The 14,573-nt window shown below is 71.0% G+C and carries 13 protein-coding genes and 1 pseudogene; 9 read left to right on the forward strand and 5 right to left on the reverse strand.

The annotated features are described in order from the left end of the window. The 5 genes from pyrH to ABZV00_RS34985 all read left to right on the forward strand — a co-directional run bounded on the left by pyrH (position 1) and on the right by ABZV00_RS34985 (position 5,700). The gene (gene pyrH / locus ABZV00_RS34965) at positions 1-768 is read left to right on the forward strand and encodes a UMP kinase (protein ID WP_355614122.1); all 768 of its coding nucleotides are present in this window, start codon (positions 1-3) and stop codon (positions 766-768) included. Positions 769-850: 82 nt separating this feature from the next. Then, positions 851-1,408, forward strand: a complete 558-nt coding sequence (gene frr, locus ABZV00_RS34970; RefSeq protein WP_328424550.1) for a ribosome recycling factor — start codon at positions 851-853, stop codon at positions 1,406-1,408. A gap of 368 nt (positions 1,409-1,776) precedes the next feature. Then, entirely contained in the window at positions 1,777-3,258 is a 1,482-nt protein-coding gene (locus ABZV00_RS34975; RefSeq protein WP_355614126.1) for a phosphatidate cytidylyltransferase, read from the forward strand. Positions 3,259-3,362: 104 nt separating this feature from the next. After that, on the forward strand, positions 3,363-4,520 hold the full coding sequence (gene rlmN / locus ABZV00_RS34980) for a 23S rRNA (adenine(2503)-C(2))-methyltransferase RlmN (RefSeq protein WP_328424554.1): 1,158 nt from the start codon (positions 3,363-3,365) through the stop codon (positions 4,518-4,520). Positions 4,521-4,551: 31 nt separating this feature from the next. Continuing rightward, the gene (locus tag ABZV00_RS34985) at positions 4,552-5,700 is read left to right on the forward strand and encodes a DivIVA domain-containing protein (RefSeq protein WP_355614129.1); all 1,149 of its coding nucleotides are present in this window, start codon (positions 4,552-4,554) and stop codon (positions 5,698-5,700) included. Positions 5,701-5,784: 84 nt separating this feature from the next. Here ABZV00_RS34985 and ABZV00_RS34990 read toward each other — a convergent pair whose 3' ends face one another. Next, positions 5,785-6,006 carry a DUF2631 domain-containing protein gene (locus ABZV00_RS34990; protein ID WP_355614132.1) on the reverse strand — a complete coding sequence of 74 codons (222 nt, stop codon included), beginning with the start codon at positions 6,004-6,006 and terminating at the stop codon, positions 5,785-5,787. A gap of 198 nt (positions 6,007-6,204) precedes the next feature. Between ABZV00_RS34990 and ABZV00_RS34995 the strand changes: the two genes are divergently transcribed. Further along, positions 6,205-7,785, forward strand: a complete 1,581-nt coding sequence (locus ABZV00_RS34995; RefSeq protein ID WP_355614135.1) for a Rieske 2Fe-2S domain-containing protein — start codon at positions 6,205-6,207, stop codon at positions 7,783-7,785. A 139-nt stretch (positions 7,786-7,924) separates the two neighbouring features. Further along, positions 7,925-8,623: a TMEM175 family protein gene (locus ABZV00_RS35000; RefSeq protein WP_355614138.1), complete on the forward strand. Its 699-nt coding sequence runs from the start codon at positions 7,925-7,927 to the stop codon at positions 8,621-8,623. Here the strand turns inward: ABZV00_RS35000 and ABZV00_RS35005 are convergent. Continuing rightward, positions 8,612-10,213: an NAD(P)/FAD-dependent oxidoreductase gene (locus tag ABZV00_RS35005; protein WP_355614141.1), complete on the reverse strand. Its 1,602-nt coding sequence runs from the start codon at positions 10,211-10,213 to the stop codon at positions 8,612-8,614. The genes ABZV00_RS35000 and ABZV00_RS35005 overlap by 12 nt on opposite strands. Before the next feature lie 156 nt (positions 10,214-10,369). Here ABZV00_RS35005 and ABZV00_RS35010 point away from each other — a divergent pair, with 156 nt between their 5' ends. After that, the gene (locus ABZV00_RS35010) at positions 10,370-11,533 is read left to right on the forward strand and encodes an alkaline phosphatase PhoX (RefSeq protein WP_355614144.1); all 1,164 of its coding nucleotides are present in this window, start codon (positions 10,370-10,372) and stop codon (positions 11,531-11,533) included. Here the strand turns inward: ABZV00_RS35010 and ABZV00_RS35015 are convergent. Both ABZV00_RS35015 and ABZV00_RS35020 read right to left on the reverse strand, forming a co-directional pair. Then, positions 11,511-12,368: a YhjD/YihY/BrkB family envelope integrity protein gene (locus tag ABZV00_RS35015; RefSeq protein ID WP_355614147.1), complete on the reverse strand. Its 858-nt coding sequence runs from the start codon at positions 12,366-12,368 to the stop codon at positions 11,511-11,513. The two genes, ABZV00_RS35010 and ABZV00_RS35015, sit on opposite strands and share 23 nt — an antisense overlap. A gap of 115 nt (positions 12,369-12,483) precedes the next feature. Further along, the gene (locus tag ABZV00_RS35020; RefSeq protein ID WP_355614150.1) at positions 12,484-13,455 is read right to left on the reverse strand and encodes a peptidoglycan DD-metalloendopeptidase family protein; all 972 of its coding nucleotides are present in this window, start codon (positions 13,453-13,455) and stop codon (positions 12,484-12,486) included. A 119-nt stretch (positions 13,456-13,574) separates the two neighbouring features. Between ABZV00_RS35020 and ABZV00_RS35025 the strand changes: the two are divergent. Continuing rightward, a pseudogene (locus ABZV00_RS35025) lies at positions 13,575-13,649 on the forward strand (DUF397 domain-containing protein); the annotation flags it as partial. A gap of 68 nt (positions 13,650-13,717) precedes the next feature. Here ABZV00_RS35025 and ABZV00_RS35030 read toward each other — a convergent pair. Then, on the reverse strand, positions 13,718-14,461 hold the full coding sequence (locus ABZV00_RS35030) for a type IIL restriction-modification enzyme MmeI (RefSeq protein ID WP_355614156.1): 744 nt from the start codon (positions 14,459-14,461) through the stop codon (positions 13,718-13,720). Positions 14,462-14,573 lie beyond the last annotated feature (112 nt).

Raw genomic sequence — 14,573 nt, forward strand, 5'->3', positions numbered from 1 at the left:
ATGACGCAGGTTGTGAGTGACCGGACGCTGGCGGCGGACGATCCGACGGCACCGCCGCCCGGGCGGGCCCGCCGGGTGGTGCTGAAGCTCTCCGGTGAGGTGTTCGGTGGCGGCGCGATCGGCGTCGACCCGGACGTCGTCCAGGCCATCGCCCGGCAGATCGCCACCGTGGTCCGCCGCGGTGTGCAGGTCTCCGTGGTGGTCGGCGGCGGCAACTTCTTCCGCGGCGCGGAGCTGCAGAAGCGCGGGATGGATCGGGCCCGCGCCGACTACATGGGCATGCTCGGCACCGTGATGAACTGCCTCGCCCTGCAGGACTTCCTGGAGAAGGAAGGCATCGAGACCCGGGTGCAGAGTGCCATCACCATGGCCCAGGTCGCCGAGCCGTACATTCCGCTGCGGGCGATCCGGCACCTGGAGAAGGGCCGCGTGGTCATCTTCGGCGCCGGCGCCGGGATGCCGTACTTCTCCACCGACACCGTTGCCGCTCAGCGGGCGCTGGAGATTCGGGCTGACGTGGTGCTGATGAGCAAGAACGGCGTGGACGGCGTCTACACGGCCGACCCCCGGGTCGACCCCACCGCCAGCAAGCTCGACTCGATCACCTTCTCCGAGGCGCTGCGCCGCAACCTGCGGGTGGCCGACGCGGCCGCGTTCAGCCTCTGCATGGAGAACGGCCTGCCGATGCTGGTCTTCGGCGCGCAGGGTGACGACACCATCATCCGCGCGGTGGTTGGCGACAAGATCGGCACCCTGATCACCGCCTGAGCCCCGCCCGCGGCGACGGCAGCACGGTCCCGGCGACTTTCAGCAGAGCCCACGACGAGCACAGAAGGAGGCGAGGAGACCGGTGATCGACGACACCCTCCTCGAGGCCGAGGAGAAGATGGAGCGTGCGGTGGAGCACGCCAAGGAGGAGTTCGGCGCCATCCGTACCGGTCGCGCCAACCCCGCCATGTTCTCCAAGATCATTATCGACTACTACGGTACCCCGACGCCGCTGACCCAGATGGCGTCCATCGCGATCCCCGAGCCGCGGATGGCCATCATCAAGCCGTACGACAACTCGCAGATCAACGCGATGGAGAAGGCGATCCGCGACTCGGACCTCGGGGTGAACCCGAACAACGAGGGCACCCAGCTGCGCATCCTGCTCCCGCAGATGACCGAGGAGCGCCGCCGCGACATGATCAAGGTGGCCCGGCACAAGGGTGAGGAGGCCAAGGTGGCGATCCGCAACGTCCGCCGCCGTGGCAAGGAGGAGCTGGACCGGATCGTCAAGGACGGCGAGGCCGGCGAGGACGATGGTCGCCGCGCCGAGAAGGAGCTGGACGACCTGACGCAGCGCTACGCGGCCAGCGTCGACGACCTGGTCAAGCACAAGGAGACCGAGCTGCTGGAGGTCTGACCTCCGGTCCGGCATCCGCCGGGCGTGCAGTCGACGTGAGGCCCGACCCCATTCGGGGACGGGCCTCTTGCCGTCTGGTCAGCGAGGGGTCCGGCCGGTCAGCGGGGGATCCGCCGGTCCGGGTGGGGCCCTGGCCGGTGCCGCCTTCGCCCCGCTCGCTGCCAGGGCGGGGAGGCTGGGGCGCCGTCGTCCACCTCGCGCCGGAGGCGGGTGCAGTAGGCTCGGCAGGATTCCCGGCCACCGGGCGGTGAACACCGGGAATCGACCGACCGTCGGGGCGGTCAACCGGAGGAACAAAAGTCGCGCGTGTAGGGGATGCTTGTGGTCTTGCGTCATGTGGTGGTCCTCGTGCCGCGTCGCGGTGCGTGATGTCCCACCCCGACCCCTACAGCAGCGAGTCTCGTAGCTGGGACCGGCCGGAGCACCCGGTGGCCCTGCCCTGGCCCGAGCCGGAGTTCGAGCCGGGCCATCGGAGCCGCCGTCCGGCTGCCGGCGCTGAGCTGTATGCCGAGCCGCGCACCCGCCCGTCGGCCGAGCCGTACCCCGCCGACCCGTATCCCGCAGAGCCGTACCCCGCCGGCCCGTATCCGGCAGAGCCGTACGACGAGCGCGGCCGGCCGGTCCGCCCGGACGACCGGGACCGGCACGACCGCTTCGACGGCCGGGGCCGGTACGAGGACGACCGCAACCAGCCGGACCGGTACGACGAGCGGGGCCGCGTCGGCCAGTACGACGCCCGCCCGCCCGCTGGCGGCGACGGCCCGGCCCGTTTCGACGGCCCCGAGCGTTACGACGTCCCCGAGCGCTACGACGGGCCTGACCGTTACGACGGCCCGATGCGCCACGACGACCGCGATGGCCCGGTCCGGTACGACGACGATGCCGGGTATCCGACCGCACAGCTCGAACCGGTGCGGGACGACCTCGGGCCGGACCAGGACCCGGCGACCGAGTCGGAGCCTCCGCCCGGCCGGCGGTCGAAGGGCCGACGCCGCGCGAGCGCCGACCGACCGGCCACCCAGCAGGTGGGCACCGGGCGGGCTGGCCGGAACCTGCCGGCGGCGATCGGGGTGGGTCTCGGTCTCGGCGCGTTGATCGTGGTGCCGCTGGTGTTCTACCCGCTGGCGTTCCTGTTCGTGATCGCCGCAGCCGTCGGCGTCGGCATCTGGGAGATGGCCCGGGCGGTCCGGCGCAGCGGCGCGCACCCGCCGCTGGTGCCACTGATCGCTGGCGGCGTGTTGACCGTGGGTCTGGCCTGGTTCGCCGGCCCGGACGCGCTCAGCCTGGGGCTGCTGGTCACCGTCCTGGGCACCATGATCTGGCGGTTGGGCGATGGTCCGGCCGGCTTTCAGCGGGATCTCACCGCAGCCACCCTGATCGCCGTCTACGTACCGTTCCTCGCCGGGTTCGCGGCGCTGCTGGCGGCGGCGCCGGACGACGGCCCGCTGCGCATCCTGGCCACGCTCATCGCGGTGGTCCTCTCCGACACCGGCGGGTACGCCGCGGGCGTCTCGTTCGGTCGTCACCCGATGGCGCCGTCGATCAGCCCGAAGAAGTCCTGGGAGGGCTTCGCCGGTTCGGTCACCGCGGCGGCGCTGGGCAGTGCCCTGCTGTTGTGGCTGATGTTCGACGTGGCTCTCTGGTGGGGTGCGGTGTTCGGGGTGGCCGTCTCCTGCGCGGCGGTCCTCGGCGACCTCGCCGAGTCGATGATCAAGCGCGACCTCGGGGTCAAGGACATGAGCAACCTGCTGCCCGGCCACGGCGGGCTGATGGACCGACTGGACTCGATCCTCTTCGCGGTGCCGACCGCGTACCTGTTGCTGGCGATCTTCGTGCCGTTGGTGAAGTGAGGCATGGAACACGTCGGCACGGTCAGCCCGATCCAGCGGTCGGGGCCGGTTCGACACCTCCGGACAGGTACGTGTCGCCGATGGCGTGACACACTGGAGCAGCCATGACGAGCCTGCCGTTGATCCCCGCCACCTCGGACGCCCCCGCCGCACGCCGAGCCTCGATGCCACCTCAGCACCTCGCTGACCTGGACCTTGCCGGCCGCCAGGCGCTGGTCGCCGGCCTGGGCGAGCCGGCCTTCCGCGCAAAGCAGGTCTCCAACCACTATTTCGGGCGGCTGGTCCGCGACCCGCAGGCGATGACCGACCTGCCGGCGGCGACCAGGGAGCGGCTGGCCGACCAGTTGCTGCCCAAGCTGCTCACCCCGGTGCGGGAGCTGGCCTGCGACGATGGCGCGACCCGCAAGGCGCTCTGGCGGCTGCACGACGGCTCGCTGGTGGAGAGCGTGCTGATGGGCTACCCGGACCGGGTCACCGTCTGTATCTCCAGCCAGGCCGGCTGCGGCATGGCCTGCCCGTTCTGCGCCACCGGCCAGGCCGGGCTGACCCGTAACCTGTCCACCGCCGAGATCGTCGACCAGGCGGTGTACCTGGCGGGGGTCGCGGCCTCCGGCGCGGTCGCCGGCTCTCCGCCGCGACTGTCGCACGTCGTCTTCATGGGCATGGGCGAGCCACTGGCCAACTACTCTCGGGTGATCGGCGCGATCCGTCGCCTGGTCAGCCCGGCTCCGGAGGGGCTCGGCCTGTCCCAGCGGCACATCACCGTTTCCACGGTCGGCCTGGTTCCGGCCATCCACCGACTGGCCAGCGAAGACCTCTCAGTGACCCTTGCGCTGTCGTTGCACGCGCCCGATGATGATCTGCGCGACGAACTCGTGCCGGTAAACCAGCGCTGGAAGGTAGCCGAGGTGCTGGACGCAGCGTGGGACTACGCCGCCCGGACGGGCCGTCGCGTGTCGATCGAGTACGCGATGATCAAGGACGTGAACGACCAGCCGTGGCGAGCCGACCTGCTCGGGCGGCTGCTGGCCGGCAAGTTGGCGCACGTGAACCTCATCCCGCTCAATCCGACGCCGGGCAGTCGCTGGGACGCGAGCTCGAAGCCGGTTGAGCGGGAGTTCGTCCGGCGGTTGCGCGACGCCGGGGTGTCCACCACCGTACGGGACACCCGAGGTCGCGAGATCGACGGCGCGTGTGGCCAGCTCGCCGCCGCCGAGGACACCGACACCGACACCGACCGCGCCGGAGAGGCACCGGCGTGACCGGGCGTGGCGAACGAGACCAGGAGACATAGTGGCGAGTCAGGGTCAGCGTTTCCGGCGCAAGGCGCTCCGCCGGGGATACAAGGTCGACGAGGTGGATGCCTTCCTCGACCGGGTCGAGGCGACGCTCGACGGCCGACAGGTCGGCGCGCCGGTGGCCTCCCAGGAGGTCCACGACGTCGTCTTCCGGGTCCGCTTCAACGGCTACGACGAGTGGCAGGTCGACCTGCACCTGGACCGGGTCGAGCGGCAACTGGCCGAGCTGGAGGAGCGCAGTGCCGCCGGGCGCGGCGGCGACCCCCGGATGGGTGACCGGATGGGCCCGCCGGACCGGCTGGGTCCGCCGATGCGCGACGACCGGGGCATGGTTCCGCAGCCGATGCCGCCCCGGCCGATGCCGGCGCAGGCCGGCCCACCCGCCGATCGCTACGGCCGCTACGACGAGCCGACCGGCGCCTTCGCCGGTGGGTATGACGCCCCCCGCGGCGGTTACGACGGGCCACGCGGTCCGGGCGGCCCCGGCCCGATGGGGCCTGGCGGCCCGATGGGTGGGCACGGTGCCCCGCAGCGCGGCCTGCCCGCCGGCCCCGGCGGCTACGGCCCCCCGGATGACCAGCGGATGCCCGGTGGCTACGGCCCCCCCGACGACCAGCGGATGCCGGGTGGCTACGGCCCTCCCGATGACCAGCGCTCGCCCGGCGGCTACCCCCCGGAGGAGCCGCGCTTCGACGGCTTCGAGGCCGGTCGGCACGGTCGCGCCGACATGACCGCCGAGATCCGGATGCCCGAGCGGGACCTGCGCGACATGCGACGTGGTCCGGCCGGCCCGCCCCCGATGCCGCAGCAGGGCATCGGTGGCCCGCCGATGGCCGGTCCGCCCGCCGTTGCCGGCCCGCCGGTCGGGGGTCCGCCGATGGCCGGCCCGCCCGGCAGTGAGCTGTACCGCGTCGATCAGATCCGGCGCAGCTTCCAGGTGCGCCGATTCGGCAGCGGGTACGACCCGGACCAGGTCGACCGGTTCTTCGACACCCTGCTCGGCGGTATGCAGGGCCGCAACCCGATGCCGGTCAACCCGAAGGACCTGGACACGCTCCGGTTCGGCCTGGTTCCCGGCGGCTACTTCGAGGCCGAGGTCGACGCCGCGCTCAAGGACGTGCAGGACATCCTCTTCGGGCGCTGACCCCGACGCGTACGGACGAGGGCCCGTCCCCCGGGTGGGGGCGGGCCCTCGGCGTTGTCGGCCGGTTGTCCGACGGTCGGTCGGTCAGGAGCGCAGACCGTTGCGCCGCAGCACGACGTCACCGATCACGATGATCAGCAGCAGCGCGGCCAGGCCGACCAACCAGATGTCCTCGACCTTGCCCTCGTGGTTGCCGCAGATCATCGCCAGCAGCGCCAGCGCGGAGAGCACTGCGCCAATGCGCCCGGCCTTACGGTGCCCGGGCTTGTGCTGGTCTGGCGACGTTACCGGCTCGCTTCCTGCCACTGTCGGTCCTTCCCTCGCGATCGGATCTTTGGTTAGTCTGGCACGCCTCCTGCTCGGGGCGGCGCGGTGGGGGTTTCCCGGCCGTCAGGCCCTGCCGGCCCGGGCCCAATGGCACTACGGGCGTCGCGGGGCGGCGGTCAGACTCCCTCCGGTAGCGTTTGGCGTACACCTGATTGTCTGTTTGAGGGGGACTGTGCGGTGCGAGTGACCGGAACCGGGCACGCCAGTATGCGGATCGACACGGCCGCGGGCAGCATCCTGTGCGACCCGTGGGTCAATCCGGCCTATTTCGCCTCATGGTTCCCATTCCCGGATAATTCTCTGCTGGATTGGGAGAGCCTGGGCCAGGTCGACTACCTGTACGTCTCCCACCTGCACCGGGACCACTTCGATGCGGAGCACCTGAGGCGGTTCGTGTCGAAGCAGGCGACCGTGTTGCTGCCCGAGTTCCCCACCTCCGAGATGGAGGACGAGCTGCGGGAGCTGGGCTTCACGAAGTTCCTCAAGGCGCCGAACGAGCAGGTCGTCGAGCTGGACGGCGGGCTCAAGGTCATGATCCAGGCGCTGACCAGCCCCACCGACGGCCCGATCGGCGACTCCTCGCTCTGGGTGGAGTACGACGGGGTGCGGCTGCTCAACCAGAACGACGCGCGCCCGACCGACCTGAGCGTCTTCACTGAGCTGGGGCACGTGCACGCGCACATGCTCCAGTTCTCCGGTGCGATCTGGTACCCGATGGTCTACGAGCTGCCGCAGGCGGCGAAGACCGCGTTCGGCAAGCAGAAGCGCGAGCGGCAGTTCGACCGGACCTGGCGCTACATCGACGACCTGAAGGCGTCGCACGTCTTCCCGATCGCCGGCCCGCCGTGCTTCCTCGACGACGCGCTGTGGCAGTTCAACGACATCCACGGCGACGAGGGCAACATCTTCCCCGACCAGTCCGTCTTCCTGGCGGAGTACGCCAAGGTCGGCGGCACCAACGGGATCGTGCTGCTGCCGGGCAGCGTCACCGAGGTCACCACCGAGGGCGCGACCACCACCCACCCGGTGCCGATCGAGGAGTTCTTCGCGAACAAGGTCGCCCACCTGGAGGAGATGCGGGAGCGCAAGCGCCCCATCATCGAGGCGGAGAAGGCGTCCTGGCGGCACCCCGAGGTGGACGTGCTCGGCCAGATGAAGGCCCGGATCGAGCCGCTGCTCGACGAGTCGATCTACCTGGCCAAGGGGGTCGGAGGCCCGGTCCGCTTCGACCTGGTGGGCTACGACGGCGAGAGTGTCGAATCCATCGTGGTGGACTTCCCGGGCAAGGAGGTCCGGCCGTACGCCGACGAGAAGGTCCGCTACCGGTTCCGTACCGAGCGGGCGCTGATCGAGCACCTGCTGTTCATCGACGAGGTGGACTGGGTCAACTCGCTCTTCCTCTCCTGCCGGTTCTCGGCGGCCCGGATCGGCCAGTACAACGAGTTCGTCTACGCGTTCTTCAAGTGCCTCTCCGAGGAGCGGCTCCAGTACGCCGAGGGCTGGTACGACGAGCACGAGCGGAGCACCGACGCCGAGGACGTCACCCTGGGCGACTGGGTGATCCAGCGGCGCTGCCCGCACCTGAAGGCCGACCTGACCCGGTTCGGCATCGTTGAGGGCGACCAGCTCACCTGTCAGCTACACGGTTGGCGTTTCGACCTGCCCAGCGGCCGCTGCCTGACCAGCGTCGGCCACAAGGTCCGCGCCCACCGCGTCGACGCGGAGGCGCCCGCCCCCGCCGGCGAAGCCGTGATCTGACGAGTCGGCCGGGGCGCGCGACGTCGTGCCCCGGTCGCACCTCGATCCGCTCCGCGCGGCCCCTCTGTGCGCCACGATCAGTGGAGTGGCGAAAGCCGCGGGCCGGTAGCAGCCGGACACCACCGAGAGTGGGGCGGGCGTGGCGGGGGCGGACGCGCGGGAGAACGAGTACCGGTACGGGCGCGGCCGGGAGAAGGCTCGGGACGCTGCCCGGGTGGAGACGTTCAGCGACGGGGTCTTCGGGGTCGTGCTGACGGTGATGGCCGTCGAGCTGCTCCAGACGGGCCCGGCCCGGGAGAGCGGGCGGGAGCTTCCGGACGCCCTCGCCCACGCCTGGCCGTCCTACCTGGCGTACGTGATCACCTTCGCGATCGCCGGGCAGGTCTGGCTCGCCCACCACAACCTGTGGCGGTATGTGGTCCGGGTCGACCAGATGCTGCTGGTCCTCAACCTGCTCGTGCTGCTCTTCATCGCCACGATCCCGTTCACCGCCGACCTGCTGTCGGACAACCTGCGCGGTAGTGCGATCGAGCAGCGGCTGACCGCCGCCCTCTACCTCGGCACCGTGCTCGGTGAGGCGCTCTTCGTCAACCTGAGCTGGTGGTGGGCCCGTCGGCGCGGGCTGCTCCACCCCGACCTGGATCCTCGGCTGGCCCGGGCGATCGCACGGCGGATCCTGAAAAAGCCCCTGCTCTACCTGGTCGCCTTCGCCTTCGTCTTCATCGACCCCATCCTCAGCCTCTGCGCGTACCTCCTGCTGGTCGCCTTCTACCTGATCGGCGGTCCCGGCGACCTTCGGCCGTCCGCCGACCCGTCCAGGGAGGGGTCAGCGGCCTAGGTCGGCGAGGATGCGGCGGGCGGCGTTGTGGCCGGCGGCGCCGATCACGCTGCCGGCCGGGTGGCAGCCGGCGCTGCCGGCGTACACGCCGTCGATCCCGGTGGCGTAGGGCATCCGGTCAGTGAACGAGACGGTGTTGTCGACGTGGTGGATGTGCCCGCCGGTGATGCCGAAGTGGGCCTCGATGCCCGGCGGGGGCAGTGGCACGGCGTCGGCGATCAGGTCGCCGGTGCCGGGGGCGTACCGCTCGACGATCTCGATCAGCCGGTCGACGTAGCCGGGCAGCGCCGCATCCCAGGTGGTGCCGGCCAGCTCGTAGGGGACCGACTGGACGAAGAGCGCCGACGAGTGGTGCCCCGCGGCGTCGGAGAGTGACGGGTCGACGGTGGTGTGCAGGTACCACTCGATGGTCGGTTCGGCCGGCAGTCGGCCGGCCTGCACGTCCGCCCACATGGCGCGCAGCGCGGCCATGGGCGAGGTGGCCTCCCCGCCGACCAGAGACGCGGAGCCGGGCAGCAGGTGGATGGTCGAGCCGAACGGGCTCGGCGTGCCGGCCGGCAGGCAGGAGAAATGCGGCAGCCCGGTCAACGCCAGGTTGAGCTTCAGCGTGGTGCCGGGCCGGCGGACCGCCGCCATCCGCTCGCCGAGCGGCGCCGGTAGCGCGCCGTCGGGCAACAGGTCCATCAGCCGGTACGGGTCGCACGCGCCGAGCACCACCTGGGCGGCGACCTGCCGGCCGTCGGCGAGCACGACCCCGCTCGCCGCGCCGCCGTCCAGGGTCACCGCGGTGACCGGCGTACCGGTCAGGATGGTCGCGCCGGCGGCGCGGGCGGCGTCGGCGAACGTACGCGAGACCGTGCCCATCCCGCCTTCGGCGATCATCCAGGTGCCGCCCGAGCCGGGCAGCCGGCACATGTTGTGGACCAGGAAGTTGTGGCCGGTGCCGGGGTCGTCCGGGCCTGCGTTGAGCCCGGAGAGCCCGTCGGTCACCGCGTACATGCTGACCAGAAGTTCGGAGCGGAACTCGAAGCGGGCGAGGTAGTCGGCGACCGAGCCCTGGACCAGGTCGACGAACACCTGGCGCAGCGCCGGGCGGACGTGCCGCTCGGCGGTCTCCTGGGCCGTCAGCGGCTCGGCCAGCCAGGCCGGGGCGAGATCCTCGCGCAGCGCGGCCAACTCGGCCTGCATGGCGTCGTCGGCGGCCACATCGGCGGGGGAGAAGAACTCGGCGAGCTGCGCCCGGGTCGCCGCGGTGTCACTGCCGAAGAGCAGGTAGGGGGAGCCGAGGCCGCCCGGCGTGGGCAGGAAGTAGTGCGGGTCGCGGCGCAGCACCGGGATCCGCACGTCGAGCGTGGCGAGCAGCTCCGGTGGCATCAGCCCGAGCAGGTACGACCCGGTGGAGTGACGCAGCTCGGGCACCTTCGGGAACGGGGTCTCGGTGCGGGTCGCACCGCCGATCACGTCGGCGGCCTCCAGCACCAGGACGTCCAGCCCGGCGCGGGCCAGCAGGATGGCGGAGACCAGGCCGTTGTGCCCGGCACCGACGATCACGACGTCGGCGCGAGCGGGAAGCGCATCGGGGCTGCTCATGCCCGGGCAGCCTAGTCGGGCCGGGCCGGTTGTGGGGGTGCCGGCGGGATACGGAGCCCGGGAGGCGTCATTTCGCGTTTACCGGATAGTGGATGCGATCGATGCCCCGGTGGCCCTAGCGTCATCGGGGCATCGACCGTCATCTGGGAGGTATCCGTGGATCGTCGTACTGTCCTGCGTTCCGCCGTCGCCGGGGCGGCCGCCTTCTCCGGCAGCCTCTGGGCCGGCGCGGCGCTGGCCGCCCCCGCCCAGCCCGGGCCCGGTCCCTACGGGGAACTGTTGGAAGCCGACGCCAATGGCGTCCAGTTGCCCGCCGGTTTCACCAGCCGGGTCATCGCCCGCTCCGGTCAGCGGGTCGCCGGCACCTCGTACCTCTGGCACTGGGCGCCGGACGGGGGTGCCTGTTTCCCGGCCGGCGACGGCTGGATCTATGTGTCGAACTCGGAGATCCCGCTGGTGGGCGGTGCCTCGGCGGTCCGGTTCGCCGCGGACGGCTCGGTCGCCTCGGCGTACCGGATCCTCGGCGGCACCAACGTCAACTGTGCCGGTGGCCCCACTCCGTGGGGCACGTGGCTCTCCTGTGAGGAGGTGCCGCTCGGCCGGGTCTTCGAGACGTGGCCGGACGGCAGCCGGGCGGCCGAGGAGCGGACCCGGATGGGTCGCTTCACCCACGAGGCCGCTGCCTGCGACCCGGACCGGAGGGTGGTCTACCTGACCGAGGACGAGGAGGACGGCTGCTTCTACCGGTTCGTGCCGGACACCTGGGGCGACCTGCGCACCGGACGCGTCCAGGTGCTCTGTGCGCCGGCCGGGCAGGTCGCCGGCCCGGTCACGTGGCGGGACGTGCCGGACCGGGACGGCTTCCCGATCCCCACCCGCTTCCAGGTCGGCGCGGCGAAGCACTTCGACGGCGGTGAGGGCTGCTGGTACGACCGGGGGACCTGCTGGTTCACCACCAAGGGCGACAACCGGGTGTGGGCGTACGACGCGGTCAACCAGCGCCTCGACCTGGCCTACGACGATTCGCTGGTGCCGGCCGGCACCGCACCGCTGACCGGCGTGGACAACATCACCGGCACCGCCGCGGGTGACCTCTACGTCGCCGAGGACGGCGGAAACATGGAAATCAACGTCATCACGCCGGCCGGCGTGGTCGCGCCGGTCGTGCGGATCCTGGGGCGGTCCTCCTCCGAGATCACCGGCCCGGCCTTCTCCCCGAACGGTTCCCGCCTCTACTTCTCCTCCCAGCGCGGCCCCTCCGGCACCTCCACCGGCAGCGGTGGCATCACCTACGAGGTCACCGGCCCCTTCCGCCGCTGACCCGCTGGGGGCTGCGCTGGGCGCGCCAGCGGGACAGGACCAGGGTGGCTGAGTAGCCGGACAGCACGATGACGTGGAACAGGTAGAGCCAGAGCAGCACGGCGACGCCGGCGCCGATCTCGTCGAAGCCGCCGAACGGCACACCCAGGTCCAGCGGAAGGGAGGCGAAGAGCACGAAGCCGTGCATGAAACCGGACAGGTTCGCCGCCGTGAACGACCCCATCATGAGCGCCGAGAGCCAGTCCGGTGACGCCGGCCCGACCACCCGGAACACCCAGAGCAGCACCGGCGTGAGCACCAGCCAGACCGCCAGGAAGGACACCACCACGCCCAACGCACCCACCCAGCCGCCCTGCCGGACCAGGCCGGTGGTGAGCGGCAGTGCCAGCAGGATCGACAGCAGTAGCGCGGGGGCCGGCGCGAGCAGCGGTAGCAGGAGCAGCCGGCCCCGCCAGCCGACCAGGTGCTCGTCCGACCGAGGCTCGGCCACCGAGACGAACGCCCGCCGTAGGCCCTCGCCGTACAGCGACGCGGGCAGCAGCGAGGCCAGCGCCAGCAGCGGCGTCAACTCCACCCCGGCGTTGACCAGCGCGGCCACCGCCCGGGGCGCGCCGATCGCGGTGGGCAGCGCCTCCACGGCGTACGAGGTGAGCCTGCGTACCCGGTCGGCCCCGGCGACCAGAGAGGTGAGCCAGATCGCCAGTAGAGCCACCGGCACCACCGCGATCGCGCCGTAGAACGTGATGGCGGCGGCGTGCAGCGACAGGTCCCGCCCCTGCACCGGGCGGAACGCCGCACTGATGATCCGCTTTGTCTGTTGCAGCCCGCCGCCCATCGGGGTTCCTTTCCCCGTACCGCCTCCCGTCACGCACGGGATCGCCCGCCGTGCGGCATGCCGGAGCCGCCGGACGGATGTCATCCGGCGGCTCCGGCGTACGGTGCGCCGGTGGTCAGCCCAGCGGCAGGCTCCGGGCCGCGCCGAGGCTCGTGTAGAAGCAGCCCGTGGTGGGCAGGCTCGTCGCCGCCGGCGGGGTCACCCCGTCGTAGAGCGCCAGCAGGAAGTTCTGCGGGCACCGCCGGGTGCTGCCGGTGCGGATACCGAAGTGCAGGTGCGGCCCGGTGGAGTTGCCGGTGTTGCCGGTGAGGCCGAGCTGCTGGCCGGGCGCGACCGACGCGCCGTTGCTCACCGACCACGCCGAGAAGTGGCAGTAGGTGTAGACCGCTCCGTCGGTGCCGGTGAGGTTGACGCCCTGGCCGCAGGAGCTGTCGTTGATGATGGTCACGGTGCCGGCCCGCACGGCGTACGCCGGGGTGCCGGTGCCGACGGGAAGGTCGATGGCGGGGTAGTCGTGGTGCGGGTCGTCGTACTCGGAGCGCGGCAGCGCGCTCTTCGTCAGCGGCAAGGACAAGCCGGAGCCGCCGCTTGTGGAGGTGATCCGGACGGCGTCCGCGACGACGTAGCCGGTGCCGGTGCTCCAGCGGCTCACCCCGACCACGGGGTGGTCGCCGGCGGCCAGCGTGAAGGTGCCGAGGCTGACCCAACGGCCTCCGTTGGAGCGCTGGTCCACGACCACGGTCTGGTTGCCGCCGGCGGTTGCCACGATGAACGGGGTGGCGCTGTTGTATCCGGCGTCCGCCGGGTACCACACCTCGACGAGGTGTGCGCCGGCAGTCGGGATCGAGGCGGAGAACCAGGCGGCGTCGCTCCCGCCGGTGTAGGGCGTCGCGAACCGGTAGTCGGCTCCGTACTTCTGGCCGGACCAGGACGAGGTGCCCCAGTTGGCGCTGGCGGTGAAGCGTCCGGCGGTCGCGTTGTCCACGGTGGTGGTCGCGGCGGACGCGGATCCCACCGGCCCGAGCAGCACCATGGCGGCCGCCGTCACCCCGGTGATCAGAGCGCGCGCGGCGGTGGCGATTTTCACGAGGTCTCTCCGAGGGTCGAAGGGGCACGAAGGTCGGTTGGGTGAAGATATTCAACCAACAACCATCGATGATTGAAAGAGACCTTCATGAATCTCCCGGTGGCGGTCCCTGTGGCGGTGTGTGGCGCACGTCTTCCCGATCCGGCGGGGACGGGGACTGTGTCGAGGTGGCGGGGTTCGGTGACGCGGTCGGGAACCCTCGACCGCCCGTAGTGACGATCCTCCGGTGCTCCGCCCCACGCGGGCGCCGGAGATCGGGGCGTCAAACGGCCGGGAAACCGAGTTGCTCGGCGGACGCTTCGCCGGCCCGCCAAGCGAACGGGTCATAGCCTCGCCCCCGAGCGATCTCGACGTTGAGAGCGAACAGTCGTCGGCCGATCTCGTCCTTGTCCTGGGCGATCGCCGTGGGCCATCCGTAACAGGCGGCCACCGCTTCGTCCAGCTCTCTGTGCAGCTTCCTGAGGTCGGCGTAGGCGCCCTCGTCCACGAGGTCGTAGAGCCTGGTCAGCCCGAACTGCTGCTCGGCGCAGATCTCCTGCCGGCGGGCGATCACCCGCCGACCTGCCTCCGCCACCCGCGCCCGCTGGTCGTCCGTGACGGGGGAAGGCCACGGGAACGTCAGGAATGTGGAGGTCGGGGCATAGCGTAGATCGTTTTTGACAGTCGAGGACTGAAACCACGCCCAGGCGCCGTGAGTGATGGAGGAGAGGATTCCCATCGAGTAGTCGTCATCAAGAGTGATGGTGACTATCTGATTGCTGGGGCAGGTCCAAGGCTCACACCAGGTCGTCAGTAGGCGTGTGTCCCGTACGTGCACAGCGATGTAGCGAGGAAGGTAATACCACCGAACCCGCAGGCCATGATCCTTGCCGAACTGCCACCACCTTTCGCGTCTGTCCTTGCGGCGGTCATTGTCGCGGATCGGTTTGACTCGATCTCGCAGGATCTCCAGGGCGGCTGGATACTTCATAGCCTCTTCAAGAGGCCGTAGGCCAAAGTCGATGATCCAGCGCCGGGGCCGCTGCGGTAGTTGTCAAGTCAACCTGAGACAGGTTGTCGTTAGCGGGCGGGTTGTTCTTGCCGGGCGGGGTTGTTGATCCAGGCGCTGTCGGGTGCCT

The organism is Micromonospora sp. NPDC005173, assembly GCF_040608515.1.
In the GTDB taxonomy this organism is placed as follows: domain Bacteria; phylum Actinomycetota; class Actinomycetes; order Mycobacteriales; family Micromonosporaceae; genus Micromonospora.